11 protein-coding genes are annotated in these 14,250 nt (G+C 63.7%); 8 read left to right on the top strand and 3 right to left on the bottom strand.

All coding sequences use genetic code 11. The annotated features are described in order from the left end of the window. The first annotated feature begins 151 nt into the window (after window positions 1-151). The 4 genes from uraH (at window position 152) to xdhC (ending at window position 5,442) form a co-directional block, all read left to right on the top strand. The gene (uraH, locus tag FJW04_RS12450) at window positions 152-526 is read left to right on the top strand and encodes a hydroxyisourate hydrolase (RefSeq protein ID WP_015314318.1); all 375 of its coding nucleotides are present in this window, start codon (window positions 152-154) and stop codon (window positions 524-526) included. Between the two features lie 3 nt (window positions 527-529). Then, entirely contained in the window at window positions 530-2,011 is a 1,482-nt protein-coding gene (gene xdhA, locus FJW04_RS12445; protein WP_140714380.1) for a xanthine dehydrogenase small subunit, read from the top strand. Then, a complete protein-coding gene (xdhB, locus tag FJW04_RS12440) occupies window positions 2,011-4,374 on the top strand; it encodes a xanthine dehydrogenase molybdopterin binding subunit (RefSeq protein WP_140714378.1) in 2,364 nt (787 codons plus the stop codon). Before xdhA ends, xdhB begins: the two co-directional genes overlap by 1 nt. Before the next feature lie 63 nt (window positions 4,375-4,437). Next, window positions 4,438-5,442 (top strand): xanthine dehydrogenase accessory protein XdhC, encoded by a 1,005-nt coding sequence (xdhC, locus tag FJW04_RS12435; RefSeq protein ID WP_140714377.1) that lies wholly within the window; start codon window positions 4,438-4,440, stop codon window positions 5,440-5,442. 447 nt (window positions 5,443-5,889) lie between these two features. Here the strand turns inward: xdhC and FJW04_RS12425 are convergent, their stop codons facing one another. Further along, window positions 5,890-6,810, bottom strand: coding sequence for a LysR family transcriptional regulator (locus FJW04_RS12425; RefSeq protein WP_140615052.1), 921 nt, complete (start codon window positions 6,808-6,810; stop codon window positions 5,890-5,892). A gap of 132 nt (window positions 6,811-6,942) precedes the next feature. Between FJW04_RS12425 and FJW04_RS12420 the strand changes: the two genes are divergently transcribed. The 4 genes from FJW04_RS12420 (at window position 6,943) to FJW04_RS12400 (ending at window position 11,500) form a co-directional block, all read left to right on the top strand. Then, entirely contained in the window at window positions 6,943-8,160 is a 1,218-nt protein-coding gene (locus tag FJW04_RS12420; RefSeq protein WP_140615050.1) for a urate hydroxylase PuuD, read from the top strand. A gap of 2 nt (window positions 8,161-8,162) precedes the next feature. After that, window positions 8,163-9,476 carry a guanine deaminase gene (guaD, locus tag FJW04_RS12415; protein ID WP_140714375.1) on the top strand — a complete coding sequence of 438 codons (1,314 nt, stop codon included), beginning with the start codon at window positions 8,163-8,165 and terminating at the stop codon, window positions 9,474-9,476. 76 nt (window positions 9,477-9,552) lie between these two features. Then, window positions 9,553-10,059: a heme-degrading domain-containing protein gene (locus FJW04_RS12410; protein WP_140714373.1), complete on the top strand. Its 507-nt coding sequence runs from the start codon at window positions 9,553-9,555 to the stop codon at window positions 10,057-10,059. A 175-nt stretch (window positions 10,060-10,234) separates the two neighbouring features. Beyond that, a complete protein-coding gene (locus tag FJW04_RS12400; RefSeq protein ID WP_140615042.1) occupies window positions 10,235-11,500 on the top strand; it encodes a glycerate kinase in 1,266 nt (421 codons plus the stop codon). A 9-nt stretch (window positions 11,501-11,509) separates the two neighbouring features. Here the strand turns inward: FJW04_RS12400 and FJW04_RS12395 are convergent, their stop codons facing one another. Both FJW04_RS12395 and FJW04_RS12390 read right to left on the bottom strand, forming a co-directional pair. Continuing rightward, a complete protein-coding gene (locus FJW04_RS12395; protein WP_140714369.1) occupies window positions 11,510-12,979 on the bottom strand; it encodes a UdgX family uracil-DNA binding protein in 1,470 nt (489 codons plus the stop codon). Between the two features lie 2 nt (window positions 12,980-12,981). After that, entirely contained in the window at window positions 12,982-14,217 is a 1,236-nt protein-coding gene (locus FJW04_RS12390; RefSeq protein WP_140714367.1) for a putative DNA modification/repair radical SAM protein, read from the bottom strand. Window positions 14,218-14,250 lie beyond the last annotated feature (33 nt).

Genomic DNA, 14,250 nt, shown 5'->3' with positions numbered 1-14,250 from the left:
CTTCTCGCATTCCCCTCAAAATTTTTGAAAGTGTTTTTGTCGCACTCCGCTCGACCGGGACTTATGCATCGCCTTTAATTGGCGCACAATTCATCAGTAGTGCTCGATTGTACCGGCCAATTTGTTCGTATTGGAAAATGGGAGGCGGCCAATGGCAGAGACATCGAAAGCCGATGGCGGGCGTCTGACGACCCATGTCCTGGATACCGCGACCGGCAGGCCGGCGGCTGGATTGTCCATCGCGCTGTACCGTCTCGAGGGTTTGGCCCGCACGCTTCTGAAGACGGTCGTCACCAATGCCGACGGCCGCTGCGATGCGCCGCTGCTGGCCGGTGCCGACTTCCGCATCGGCGAATACGAACTGGTGTTCGCGGCCGGCGACTATCTGCGCGGCCAAGGAACGAAGCTGCCCGAGCCTGCCTTCCTCGATAGCGTGCCAATCCGCTTCGGCATGGCGCAGGCGCTGCACTATCATGTACCATTGCTGATCTCGCCATACGGCTATTCCACCTACAGGGGGAGCTGAGGCATGGCCAAGGGCAATATCCGCAACGAAATCCGCTTCATTCTGAATGGCAGGGATGTCGCGCTGTCATCCGTGGCGCCTGACGCGACCCTGCTCGACTGGCTGCGGCTCGACCGTTCGCTGCGCGGCACCAAGGAAGGCTGCGCCGAGGGCGATTGCGGCGCCTGCACGGTGCTGATCGGCAGACTTTCGGCCACCGGACTGGTCTATGAAAGCGTCAATGCCTGCATTCGCTTTCTGGGCTCGCTCGACGGCACCCATGTCGTGACGGTCGAGCACCTGCGCGGCGAAGCTGGCCAGTTGCATCCGGTCCAGCAGGCTATGGTCGATTTCCATGGCTCGCAATGCGGCTTCTGCACGCCGGGTTTCGTCATGTCGCTCTACGGCTTGTGGATGAAGTCACCGGACCCTTCGGACGCCGCCATCGAAAAAGCCTTGCAAGGCAATCTCTGCCGCTGCACCGGCTATGAGGCGATCATGCGCGCCGCGCACGCCATATCGAGCTACGGCAAGGTGGCGAAGGACCCCTTGGCGGCGGAGCGCCGGGACGTCACCACACGGCTGCAGGCGTTGCACGATGGCGCCAGGGTCGAGATCGGCGCCGGCGGGACGCGGCTGGTTGTGCCGGCCGATGCCGACGATTTCGCAGCTGTCTTCGAAAAAGAGCCGACCGCCACCGTCGTAGCCGGTTCGACCGACGTTGGCCTGTGGGTGACCAAGCAGATGCGCGACATCTCGCCGGCGATCTTCATCGGCAATCTGCCGGGGCTTTGCACCATCACGGAAGACAATGGTGTCATATCGATTGGCGCGGGCGTCACCTACACCGAAGCCTTTTCGACACTGTCGAAACGCATCCCGGCATTGGGGCCGTTGTTCGACCGCATCGGCGGGGAACAGGTCCGCAACATGGGCACGATCGGCGGCAACGTCGCCAACGGCTCGCCGATCGGCGACACGCCGCCACCGTTGATCGCGCTCGGTGCACGGCTGACATTGCGCAGGGGCAAGACACGGCGCACGATCCCGTTGCAGGATTTCTTCATCGCCTATGGCAAGCAGGACCGCCAGCCAGGCGAGTTCGTCGAGGCCGTGCATGTGCCGGTGCCGGCAAAGGCGACAAAGTTCGCCGTCTACAAGGTCACCAAACGCCGCGACGAGGACATCACCGCGACCCTTGGCGCCTTTTATCTGGCCTTGGCCAAGGACGGCACGGTAGCCGATATCCGCATCGCCTATGGCGGCATGGCGGCAACGCCGAAGCGGGCGTCCTCCGTCGAAAAGGCGCTGCTCGGCAAGGCCTGGACCGAAGTGACGGTGGAAGCGGCTATGGCCTGCTATGCCAGCGATTTCACCCCGCTGACCGATATGCGCGCAACCGCCGAATACCGAGCTTTGGCGGCGAAGAACCTTCTGTTGCGCTTTTACGTGGAAACCACCGGCACCAAGGCGCCGTTCCAGGTATCACGCAGCGAGGCGGCCTGATGAACAAGCACGCACCATCAAACCTCAAGGCCGAGAAGATCGTCGGCGGCGTCGCCACCGACCAGCGGCACGATTCCGCCCACAAGCATGTCAGCGGCGGCGCGGTCTATATCGACGACATGCCGGAGCCGGCCGGCACGCTGCATGTCGGTCTTGGCCTGTCCAAGGTGGCCCATGGCGTCCTGAAGAGCGTCGATCTCTCGGCGGTGCGCGCGGCCCCTGGCGTCGTCGACGTGCTGACCTATGCCGACGTGCCGGGCGAGAACGATGTCTCGCCCAGCAACATGCATGACGATCCGGTGCTGGCGGAAGGCAAGGTGCAGTTCTTCGGCCAGCCGATCTTCGCGGTCATTGCCGAAACGCGCGAGGCGGCGCGTCGCGCCGTGCGCCTGGCTGGGATCGAGTATGACGAGCTTCCCGCCGTCATCGACATATGGGACCTCGATCCGACCAAGGACAAGCAGGTCACGACGCCGCTGATCCTGAGGCGTGGCGATGCGGCCGCCGCAATCGAGGCCGCCCCCCGCCGCATCAAGAACCGCATGTGGCTTGGCGGCCAGGACCATTTCTACCTCGAAGGCCAGGTGTCGCTCGCCATCCCCGGCGAGGACGACGAGGTGACCGTCTACTGTTCGACGCAAGGGCCAAGCGAGACGCAGCATCTGGTCGCCCACACGCTCGGCGTGCCGAGCAACGCGGTGACGGTGGAGGTGCGCCGCATGGGCGGCGGCTTCGGCGGCAAGGAAACGCAGGCCAACCAGTGCGCCGCGATCGCCGCCATCGCCGCCAAGAAGCTGAAGCGGGCGGTCAAGGTCCGGCTCGACCGCGACGAGGACATGACCGCCACCGGCAAGCGGCACGATTTCGCCATCGACTACGAAGTCGGCTTCGACGACGAGGGCAACATCCTCGGCGTCGATTTCACCTATGCCTTGCGCTGCGGCTTTTCCGCCGACCTGTCCGGCCCGGTCGGCGACCGCGCGCTGTTCCACTGCGACAACGCGTATTTCTATCCCGCGGTGTTGGCCAAGTCGGCGCCGCTCTACACCAACACCGTCTCCAACACCGCCTTCCGCGGCTTCGGCGGCCCGCAAGGCATGATCGGCGCCGAGCGGGTCATCGACGAGGTCGCCTTCGCGGTCGGCAAGGATTCGCTCGAAATCCGCAAGCTGAATTTCTATGACCCGATGGAGGCGATCGGCGCGCGCTGCGTCACGCCCTATCACCAGAAGGTCGAGGACTGCATCATACAGCGCATCGTGGCGGAACTGGAAGAGAGCGCCAGCTATGCGCGCCGCCGCCGCGAGATTTCCGCGTTCAACGCCAACAGCCGCTTCGTCAAGCGCGGCCTGGCCCTGACGCCGGTCAAGTTTGGCATCTCCTTCACCAAGACCGAGTCCAACCAGGCCGGGGCGCTGGTCCATGTCTATGCCGATGGTTCGGTGCACATGAACCATGGCGGCACCGAAATGGGGCAGGGCCTGCACCTCAAGGTGGCGCAGGTCGTGGCCGAGGAGTTCCAGATCGACCTCGACCGCGTGAAGATCACCGCAACCACAACCGCCAAGGTGCCCAACACCGCGCCGACGGCGGCGTCCTCGGGCGCCGACCTCAACGGCATGGCGGCGCAGAACGCGGCGCGCCAGATCCGCCAGCGGCTGACCGACTTCGCCGCCGAGAGATATCAGATACCTGTCGACCAGGTGGTGTTCCTGCCCAACCGGGTGCGCGTCGGCAACCAGGAAGTCAGCTTCGACGATTTGGTCAAGCAGGCCTACATCGCGCGTGTGCAGCTCTCGGCCGCCGGCTTCTACAAGACGCCGAAGATTCACTGGGACCGCGGCAAGGGCCAGGGCCACGCCTTCTACTACTATGCCTATGGCGCGGCCTGCGCCGAAGTGTCGGTCGACACGCTGACCGGCGAGTATGTCGTCGAGCGCGCCGACGTCCTGCACGACTGCGGCCGTTCGCTGAACCGGGCCATCGACCTCGGCCAGGTCGAGGGCGGCTTCATCCAGGGCATGGGCTGGCTGACCACCGAGGAACTGTGGTGGGACGACAAGGGCCGGCTGCGCACCCATGCGCCCTCGACCTACAAGATCCCGCTGGCCTCGGATCGGCCGAAGATCTTCAACGTCGCGCTGACCGACTGGTCGCAGGCCTATGAGCCGACCATCCATCGCTCCAAGGCGGTCGGCGAGCCACCGCTGCCGCACGGCATGGCAGTGCTGCACGCGCTGTCGGATGCCGTGGCCAGCGTCGCCGACCACAAGATCTGCCCGCGTCTCGACGCGCCGGCGACCCCCGAACGCGTGCTGATGGCGATCGAGCGGTTGAAGAAAGAGGTCAAGGCGGGCGCCTGAAGGCCGGCAAACGTGCAATCCCAACCGAAAAAGCCTATATTTTTCATTCGGGAACCGTGAACCATGAACTCGAACGTGCAAAGCCTGAAAACCTTTCTCGGCAGCGCCGCGCGACTTGCCCTGGTCGAAGTGGCCGGTACCAAGGGCTCGACGCCGCGCGAGAAGGGCGCCTTCATGCTTGTCTCGCCGGCGGCGATCTTTGGCACGATCGGCGGTGGTCAGCTCGAATACATGGCGATCGACAGAGCCAGGCAGATGCTCATCTCCCCCCTCGAGGGGGAGATGGCCGCGAAGCGGCCAGAGGGGGTCCTCGCAGGAGGCACCGCAAGGGGGTCGAGCACTGCCGCAACGACCCCACCCGGCGGCTTCGCCGCCACCCTCCCCTCGAGGGGGAGGGGAACCCGCATCGAAGTCGACGAAATCTGCGCCACGCTCGATGTGCCGCTTGGGCCGGAGATCGGCCAGTGCTGTGGCGGGCGCGTGGAGGTGCTGATCCGGCTGGTCGATGCAGCGCTGGCCGCCGAGCTGGTTGCGGCGGCGGAAGCCGAGGAGGCGCAGCTGCCGCATGTCTATATCTTCGGCGGCGGCCATGTCGGCCAGGCGCTCGCGTCTACGGTAGCGCTTCTTCCCGTGCACGGTGTCGTCATCGAGACGCGGGCCGAGGCGCTGGAAGGCATGCCGGAAACCGTCGAGACGCGGCTAACGCCGATGCCGGAAGCCGAGGTTCGCGCCGCCCCGGCCGGCACCGCCTTCGCCATCCTAACCCATGACCACGCGCTCGATTTCCTGATCGTCGCAGAGGCGCTGAGACGCGGCGACGCTGCCTATGTCGGCATGATCGGTTCGAAGACCAAGAAGGCGACATTCAGAAACTGGTTCCTGAAATCGGCGGACGGCGCGGAGACTGAATTTGCCCGGCTCGTCTCGCCGATCGGCGGCGACGCCGTCAAGGACAAGCGCCCGCCCGTTATCGCCGCACTGGCGGCCGCCGAGATCATGGCGGCTCTAGTCGTGCACGGAGCGGCCTCAAGTTCCGACCGTCCCCATGACAGGGTGATGGCGAGTTAGACTTGCGCCGCCGCTAAGCCGGCCGTTTCAAGCCGAGATGTTCAGGCAGCGTGACCGCCGCTCTCGTCGAACAGTAGAGCATCAGCGTCCTGCCACAGGCCCTGCACGATGCCTGTGAATTCCTCCGCGCAGCGTCGAAAAACCGTGTCCGAAAATCCTTCGGGCCTGCTGAAGTTGGTGGCCTCGCGCGGGTTGGGTCAGCGATGCGTTCCAGCCGGCACGGCCGTGGCTGATGACGTCGAGGGGACGCGAAGCGTCGCGCCAGATTATAGGCTGATGCGCGGGTCGAGGCGCCCCGGAATCGGCAACGATGACCCATCGGCTTTGCTCGTACCTCGACCAAGGTGCGGATTGCTCGGTCAAAACCGCGCAGGACGAAACTAAGTTCGTCCTGCAGCAAGACAAGCCCGGCGAATGGACCAGCCGGCGGTCACTTGCCGGCCTGTTCTACCGCCCAGCCAGGATGTCCTTGATCAGCCGCTGGCAGCGCTCCGCCATGAAGTCGAGCAGCAGGCGCACCTTGGGATCCTGCAGCTTCTTGTGCGGATATACGGCAGCGAACTGCACCGGCGTAGGCGGGGTGCTGGCGAGAATGACCTTCAGCCGCCGGTCGCGGATGAACGGCTCGACCTCGAAGCGCGGCTTGTTGATGATACCGCGTCCCGACAGAGCCCAACCGGTCAGCACGTCGCCGTCATCGGTGTCGTAGGGCCCGTGCACTTCGAATTTTTGCTGGCCGGCCGGCGTTTGCAAGGTCCAGACATATTCGCGTGCGCCGGAATAGCGCAGCATCAGGCAGTCATGTCTCCTGCCGATCAATTCCTGCGGATCCATGGGCTCGCCGCGTGCCTCAAGATATTTGGGTGCGGCGACCAACACACGTTCGCATTCCATGATGCCGCGCATCCGAAGGCTGGAGTCCTCGATGATGCCGAGCCGGAAGGCGACGTCGATGCCCTCTTTCATGATGTCGACATTGTGGTCCGAGAGCCTGAGCCGCACCTCGATATCAGGGTATTTGTCGTGAAAATCGGGAATGCCCGAGGCCACCAGGCGCCGGCCGAGCCCAAGCGGCGCCGTCACCTTGATGGTGCCGCGCGGCTGGCCGGACAGTGCCGAGACGGCCGCCTCCGCTTCGGTAATCGCCTCCAGAACCTGCTTCGCGCCCGAGTAGAACACGGTGCCGTGCTCGGTCGGCATCAACTGCCGTGTCGTGCGGTTGAACAGCCGGACGCCGAGATGCTTCTCCAGTTCCTTGATACGGTTCGAGGCGACCGCCGGCGAAATGCGCATGTCGCGCCCGGCCGCCGACAGATTGCCGAGCTCGACGACGCGGACGAAGACGGCGATGTTGTCGAGATAGGCCATGCGGAGCACCTTCGCCGGTTTGCAGGGATCAACCTAGTATTTTCCAATTTTTTTTGAAAGTCATCGCACACCTCGCCTCTTTCCGTTTACGCGCCACACCTTAAAGTCGCGTCATCGGCAGGGACGACTTCAATGATGGATTTCGCGATTTTCTGGGACTGGCTGAGCTTCGCCGTGCGCTGGCTGCACGTCGTCACCGGCATCGCCTGGATCGGCTCGTCCTTCTATTTCGTCGCGCTCGATCTGGGCCTGCGCCAGCGACCAGGCATGCCCGTCGGCGCCTTCGGCGAGGAATGGCAGGTGCATGGCGGTGGCTTCTACCACATCCAGAAATATCTGGTGGCGCCGGCCGAGATGCCCGAGCATCTGACCTGGTTCAAGTGGGAATCCTACGCCACCTGGCTGTCCGGTTTCGCCATGCTGTGCGTGGTCTATTACGCCGGAGCGGACCTGTTCCTGATCGATCCCAATGTGCTGCCGATGTCGGTGCCAACAGGCATCCTGCTGTCGATGGCGACGATCGGCGTCGGCTGGGTGGTCTATGATCTCCTGTGCCGCTCGCCGCTCGGCAAAAGCGACACCGGCCTGATGCTGGTTCTCTATTGCGTGCTGGTGTTCATCGCCTGGGGACTGACGCATCTGTTCACCGGCCGCGCCGCCTTCCTGCATCTTGGCGCCATCACCGCGACGATCATGTCGGCCAATGTCTTCATGGTCATCATTCCGAACCAGAAGATCGTCGTCGCCGACCTCATCGCAGGACGCAAGCCGGATCCGAAGTACGGCAAGATCGCCAAGCAGCGTTCGCTCCACAACAACTATCTGACGCTCCCCGTGCTGTTCCTGATGCTGTCGAACCACTATCCGCTGGCGTTCGGGACACAGTTCAACTGGGTCATCGCCTCGCTGGTGTTCATCATCGGTGTCTTGATCCGCCACTATTTCAACAGCGTGCACAAACGTGCCGGCAACCCGCACTGGACCTGGCTGGGCGCCCTTGTCCTGTTCCTCATCATCATCTGGCTGTCGACCGTGCCGAAGGTGCTGACCGGTGAACCCAAGGTTTCCGCCTCGGCGCAAGTCTATATCGCTTCGGCGCATTTCCCGGCGGTGCGCGACACCGTGCTCGGCCGCTGCTCGATGTGCCATGCCGCGGAGCCGGTCTACGAGGGCATCTACCACGCGCCCAAGGGGGTGATGCTGGATACGGACGCGGGCATTGCCGATCATGCCCGCGAGATCTACCTGCAGGCAGGCCGCAGCCACGCCATGCCGCCCGCCAATGTCACAGAGATCACCGACAAGGAGCGGGCGCTGCTGGTCGCCTGGTTCGAAGGCGCGGGGAAATAAGCATGACCTCGACACTTCTGCGCGGCCGCACGCTGTCCTTCGTGCGCTGGCCGCTAGCCATCGACGACCACTCCGCCTGGCGCTACGAGGAAGATGGTGGCCTGCTGACAAGCGGCGGCAGGATCGTTGCATCGGGCGCCTACGCCGATGTCGAGAAACAGGCGGGCGAGGGGATAAAAAAAATCGATCACCGGCCGCATCTGTTGCTGCCGGGCTTCATCGATGCCCATGTGCATTTCCCGCAGATGCAGATCATCGCTTCCTATGGCGCCGAACTGCTCGACTGGCTGAACAACTACACCTTTCCAGAGGAAACAAAATTCGCCAACGCGCAGCATGGCCGCCGCATCGCGCGCCTGTTCCTTGATGAGACGGTGCGCCATGGCACGACGACGGTCGCCGCTTACTGTTCGGTGCATAGGGCGTCGGCGGAAGCCTTCTTCGCCGAGTCGCACGCGCGCGACATGCTCAACATCGCCGGCAAGGTGATGATGGACCGCAACGCGCCCGAAGGCGTGCTCGACACACCGCAATCCGGCTATGACGACACCAAGGCGCTGATCGCCGAGTGGCACGGCAAGGGCCGCCAGCTTTATGCCATCACGCCACGCTTCGCCATCACCTCCTCACCGGAGCAGATGGAGATGGCCGGCGCGCTGTGCCGCGAACATCCCGACCTGCACATGCAGACGCATCTGTCGGAAAACCACGCCGAGATCGCCTTCACGCAACAGCTCTACCCCTGGTCGCGCGACTACACCGATGTGTACGAACATTACGGGCTGCTTGGCAAAAAGAGCCTGTTCGGTCATTGCATTCATTTGTCGGAGCGTGAGGCGGACGCGCTGTCGGACAGCGGTTCGGTGGCGGTATTCTGCCCGACCTCCAACCTGTTCCTCGGCTCCGGCCTGTTCGACTATCAGCGCTTTCGCTGCCGCGACAAGCCATTGCGCATCGCGACCGCCACCGATGTCGGCGGCGGCACCAACTATTCGATGCTGCGTACCATGGACGAGGGCTACAAGGTGATCGCGCTCAATGGCGAGAAGCTCAACCCGTTCCAGTCATTCTGGCAGATCACGCGTGGCAACGCCGAGGCGCTGTCGGTAGTGGACAGGATCGGCACGCTGGAGGATGGCACCGACGCCGATATCGTCGTGCTCGATGCCAGGGCGACGCCGGCGATGCGGCTCAGGATGGAAACGGTCGAGACGCTGGCGCAGGAACTGTTCCTGCTGCAGACGCTGGGAGACGACCGCGCCGTGCGCGAGGTCTATGTCGCGGGGCGGCCCGCCAAGAGCGACATCGCAATTTAGCACTGCGGCGTGTTCCCCGCTTGACCCGGCGGCAGCCATCGGTCAAAGCGTGCGGCGAAGTTGACAGGGGAACGACATGGCCGTTGCTGACGACATCGCTCTGATCAAGAGACAGGAAGAGACGCTTGTCTTCACGGCCTTCGACGAGGCTGTCGCCTTCGAGATCGGTTCGGCCATCCGTCGTCGTGCAACAGCAGAGAACCTGCCGATTATAGTCGATATCAGGCTGTGGGACCGGCCCCTGTTCTATGCGGCGATGCCTGGTTCGAATGCTTCCAATCCCGACTGGGCGCGGCGCAAAATCAATGTCGTGAAGCGCTATCTCAGAAGCACTTACCGGCTGGTGCTGGAGCAGCAGCGCCCCGACCGCACCTTCAAGATCGGCGAGGGGCTCGATATTGCTGACTATGTGTTGGCCGGCGGCGGCTTTCCGGTTGCGGTCAAGGGCGTCGGTGTTATCGGCGTGATCGCGGTCTCTGGCCTGCCTGAGCGCCAGGATCATGGCGTGGTGGTCGATGCGCTGTGCGATTACCTGGCCATCGATGCAGGCAAGCTTGCTCTGCCGCCGGAAGAAAAATCGTGACGTCAGCGCTGCCCCTCACCCTCACCCTCTCCCCGTATAGAGACGGGGAGAGGGGCGTACCAACGCTGGAGCGCTTCCCTTCTCCCCGTCACTATACGGGGAGAAGGTGCCGGCAGGCGGATGAGGGGCGGAGCCAGCCTTGCGGCTATTCGCAAATCGCCGATGGCAGCCAAGGATGACCGTGCTCGATCCCAAATCCTTCCTCATCTCCATCTTCGACGCCGCCGTCGCGGCCGCCGATCCGGAAAAGACCATTCGCGATCATTTGCCGGCAAAGCCGAAGGGCCGCACCATCGTCATCGGTGCCGGCAAGGGCTCGGCGCAGATGGCGGCGGCCTTCGAGAAGGTCTGGGATGGGACGATCGAAGGCCTGGTCGTTACCCGCTACGGCTATGGCGCCAAATGCGAGCGCATCGAGATTATCGAGGCCGCGCACCCGGTGCCGGACGCCGCCGGGCTCGAGGCCTCGCGGCGCCTGCTGGAGAAGGTGCAAGGGCTGACAGCGGACGATCTGGTCGTGGCGCTGATTTCCGGCGGCGGTTCGGCGCTGCTGCCGTCTCCGGCCGCCGGCCTGACGCTGGCCGACGAGATCGCCGTCAACGAGGCGCTGCTTGCCTCCGGCGCGCCGATCGCGGCGATGAATACCATCCGCAAACACCTCTCCACCATCAAAGGCGGCCGGCTGGCTGCCGCGGCCTGGCCGGCCAAGGTGGTGTCGCTGGTGGTTTCCGACATCCCCGGCGACAATCCGGCCCTTGTCGCGTCCGGCCCAACCGTTCCCGATGTCGGCAGCCGTGAGAATGCCCTGGCTTCTATATCAGCCTACGGCATGAAACTGCCGGACGCGGTCATGGCGCATATCCAGTCGCCGGCGGCCGACGCCCCAGATCCCGGCGATCAGCGCTTTGCGCGCAACGAGGTGCATCTGATCGCATCGGCCGGCGTGTCGCTGGAAGCGGCAGCGGTGGAAGCGAGGCGGCAAGGCATCGAAGCCGTCATCCTCTCCGATGCCATCGAAGGCGAAGCACGCGAGGTCGGCGGCGTCCACGCGGCCATCGCCCGCGAAGTGGCGACGCGCAACCGGCCCTTCCAAAAGCCGGTTCTGATCCTCTCGGGCGGGGAGACCACCGTCACGCTGCGGGCCAAAGGCAAGGGTGGCCGCAATTCGGAATTCCTGCTTGCCTTCGCCATTGGCATCAATGGCATCGAAGGCATTCACGCCCTGGCGGCCGACACTGACGGCATCGACGGCTCGGAAGACAATGCCGGCGCCTTCGCCGACGGCTCGACCGTTTCGCGCATGCGCGCGGCGGGTGTGGATGCCAAGGCGATGCTGGCCAGAAACAATGCCTGGACGGCCTTCAATGCCGTTGGCGATCTCTTCGTGCCCGGCCCGACCGGCACGAACGTGAACGATCTCCGAGCAATTCTCATCCGCTAAACCGGCAGATCAAGCCGCTATCAGCTTCTTCACCTGCTTCATATCCTGCAAAAACCGCTCGCGTTCGGCTTCTTTGCCGGCGCGATCCCGAATGCGCAGGATGAAGGAGGGATGGATGGTGAGGAAGACACGCAAGCCATCCTCGCGTTCGATCACCTGGCCCCGCATCTTGGTCACCGGGACCGCCTTGCCAAGCAGGGATAGCGCCGCCGTGGCGCCGAGCGCCACGGCGAGATTCGGCTTGATCAGGTCAAACTCGTGGTCTAGCCACCAGCGGCAGGCTTGAACCTCGCCGACATTCGGCTTGGAGTGGATGCGGCGTTTTCCGCGCGGTTCGAATTTGAAGTGCTTGACCGCGTTGGTGACGTAGACCTTCAGCCGGTCGACCCCGGCATCGTCCAATATGGCATCGAAAACCTTGCCCGCCGGGCCGACGAACGGCTGGCCGGCGAGGTCTTCCTGGTCGCCCGGCTGTTCGCCGACGAAAATCACCTTGGCGTTGTCAGGCCCCTCGCCGAATACGGTCTGCGTCGCATCGCGCCAAAGCGGACAGCGGCGGCATCCCTTGGCGGCCTCGCGCAATTCGGAAACCGTGTGCGCGGCATCGTCCTCAGGCGCTTCGGTAGGCTCATGCTTAGGCCAGTGCCTCGCCTGCACCTTGGCGTGGTGCGGCGCGGGCATTGTCGGCATCTTCGCAATCATATCCCTGGCGGCCTCGTCCGCTCCTGCGATCAAGTCAGGAATGAGCGAGGCCTCGGGAAGGTTCCGCCAATATTTCTTCGGCATCTCCTTTTGCATGGCCTTCACCTTGAGGCGTGCCGGATTGAAGATGTTCTCGAAATAAGTCCTCCACAGCGTCTCGGTATCGTCCTTGTCTGGCGCATCGCCCTTGGCCGCGCCCGGCCCGATCGCCAGCCTCTCGCCATCCCAATCGGCGGACGCGTAAGGCGTCAGGATCGTCCAGCGCATGCCGGTAAAACGCCTGACGAAGAAATCCGCATTGCGCTCGACGATGAAATGGTCGGGTTCGAACCAGGCGACATAGCGTTCATCCTCGCCGTCGCCGATCTTCCGGAAGCGGACGAAGGCGTGCATCTTGTGGCTGTCGCGCCGCACTGCCTTTTCCATGGTTTCAAGCCGTTTGGTGTCGGGTTCCGATGCGATCGCCAGCAATTTGGGCTCGGTGCGCAGCCGCCACAGCAGCCTGTAGAGAAAGGCGAAACGTCCGGGATCGGAATGGCAGAAGGCGGTCTCGGCGTGGCCGATGAAATCGCGTGGCACAATGAGCTCAGCGCCCTGCGGCACGTCAGGCAAGTCGCTTGGCGGCCGGTCAAGACCGGCTACGACATGCCAGCTGATGTCCCCGGGGCTGATCTCATTCAACGCCAGCCGCCGAGCCGCGTCGCGCCAGCCGGCGAAATCGGTCTGGCTTTCAAGCCAAACGGTGTGGCGGGTGAGGTCGAGCTCGGCTGGCGGCATCGTCAAAACAGCGCCAGTTGTTCGCAGGATTGCACGATCTTGCCGCGCAGTCCGGCCTTGTCTGTGAGCGCGCCTGGCGACCAGCCTTCGGCGATGATGAAGGGCCTGAGCTTGGCGATCGAATGGCAGAGCCGGCCGACATCCTCGAGCCGCAGTCGCCGGTAGCGGCGGGTTTCGAGGATTTTCGCGACAACCTTGGTTCCCAGGCCAGGCACGCGCAACAGCGCTTCGCGGTCGGCGCGGTTGACGTCGACGGGGAAGCGTCCCCGGTTGCGCAGCGCCCAGGCAAGTTTCGGATCGATGGCGAGATCGAGCATGCCATCGCTGCTGCCGGCCAGGATTTCAGGCTGCGAAAATCCGTAGAAGCGCATCAGCCAGTCGGCCTGGTAGAGCCGGTGTTCGCGCATCAGCGGCGGCTTCCGGAGCGGCAGCGATGACGAGGAATCGGGGATCGGACTGAAGGCCGAGTAATAGACGCGCCGCAAATGGTAGCTGCCATACAGCCGGGCGCTGGCGTGCAGGATGCCGTCGTCGGAGGTGTTGTCCGCGCCAATGATCATCTGCGTCGACTGGCCACCCGGGGCGAAGCGTTCGCGTTTTTTGGTCCGCAACGTCGGCTCGGCTTTTTCCTCCATCTTCCGGCGCAAATTGGCCATGGAAAGCCGGATTGTCTCCGGCCTCTTTTCCGGCGCCAGCTTCTTCACGCCCTCGTCGGTGGGCAATTCGACATTGATCGACAGGCGGTCGGCATAGAGCCCGGCCTTCTCGATCAGGTCCGCCGAACTCTCGGGGATGGTTTTGAGATGGATATAGCCGGAGAATTTTTCCTCCAGCCGCAGCCGCCGCGCCACCTCGACCATCTCGCCCATGGTCTCGTCAGGCGAACGGATGACGCCCGAGGACAGGAAAAGCCCTTCGACATAATTGCGCCGGTAGAAATCCATGGTCAGCTTCACCACCTCGTCGATGCCGAAGCGGGCGCGCCGCACATTCGAGGACGAGCGGTTGATGCAATAGCTGCAGTCGTAGATGCAGAAATTGGTCAGCAGGATTTTCAGCAGCGAGATGCAACGGCCGTCCGGTGCGTAGGAATGGCAGATGCCCATGCCTTCGGTGGAGCCGATGCCGCCGGATTTCAAAGAATCCTTCTTCGCCGCGCCCGATGAGGCGCAGGAGGCGTCGTATTTGGCGGCGTCGGACAGGATTGCCAGTTTCTCACGAACAGGGAGTGCGCTCATTTGTTCATGATATGTTCTAATACGCCAATGCGC

Source organism: Mesorhizobium sp. B2-7-3 (genome assembly GCF_006440715.1).
GTDB classification, from domain to species: Bacteria; Pseudomonadota; Alphaproteobacteria; order Rhizobiales; family Rhizobiaceae; genus Mesorhizobium; species Mesorhizobium australicum.
This window is presented reverse-complemented; position numbering and strand designations above follow the sequence as displayed.

Coding starts and splice junctions, on each gene's coding strand:
- xdhA (WP_140714380.1), top strand. CDS start 530: ATGGCCAAGGGCAATATCCGCAACGAAATCCGCTTCATTCTGAATGGC.
- FJW04_RS12400 (WP_140615042.1), top strand. CDS start 10,235: ATGACCGTGCTCGATCCCAAATCCTTCCTCATCTCCATCTTCGACGCC.
- uraH (WP_015314318.1), top strand. CDS start 152: ATGGCAGAGACATCGAAAGCCGATGGCGGGCGTCTGACGACCCATGTC.
- FJW04_RS12390 (WP_140714367.1), bottom strand. CDS start 14,217: ATGAGCGCACTCCCTGTTCGTGAGAAACTGGCAATCCTGTCCGACGCC.
- FJW04_RS12410 (WP_140714373.1), top strand. CDS start 9,553: ATGGCCGTTGCTGACGACATCGCTCTGATCAAGAGACAGGAAGAGACG.
- xdhB (WP_140714378.1), top strand. CDS start 2,011: ATGAACAAGCACGCACCATCAAACCTCAAGGCCGAGAAGATCGTCGGC.
- FJW04_RS12395 (WP_140714369.1), bottom strand. CDS start 12,979: ATGCCGCCAGCCGAGCTCGACCTCACCCGCCACACCGTTTGGCTTGAA.
- guaD (WP_140714375.1), top strand. CDS start 8,163: ATGACCTCGACACTTCTGCGCGGCCGCACGCTGTCCTTCGTGCGCTGG.
- FJW04_RS12420 (WP_140615050.1), top strand. CDS start 6,943: ATGATGGATTTCGCGATTTTCTGGGACTGGCTGAGCTTCGCCGTGCGC.
- xdhC (WP_140714377.1), top strand. CDS start 4,438: ATGAACTCGAACGTGCAAAGCCTGAAAACCTTTCTCGGCAGCGCCGCG.
- FJW04_RS12425 (WP_140615052.1), bottom strand. CDS start 6,810: ATGGCCTATCTCGACAACATCGCCGTCTTCGTCCGCGTCGTCGAGCTC.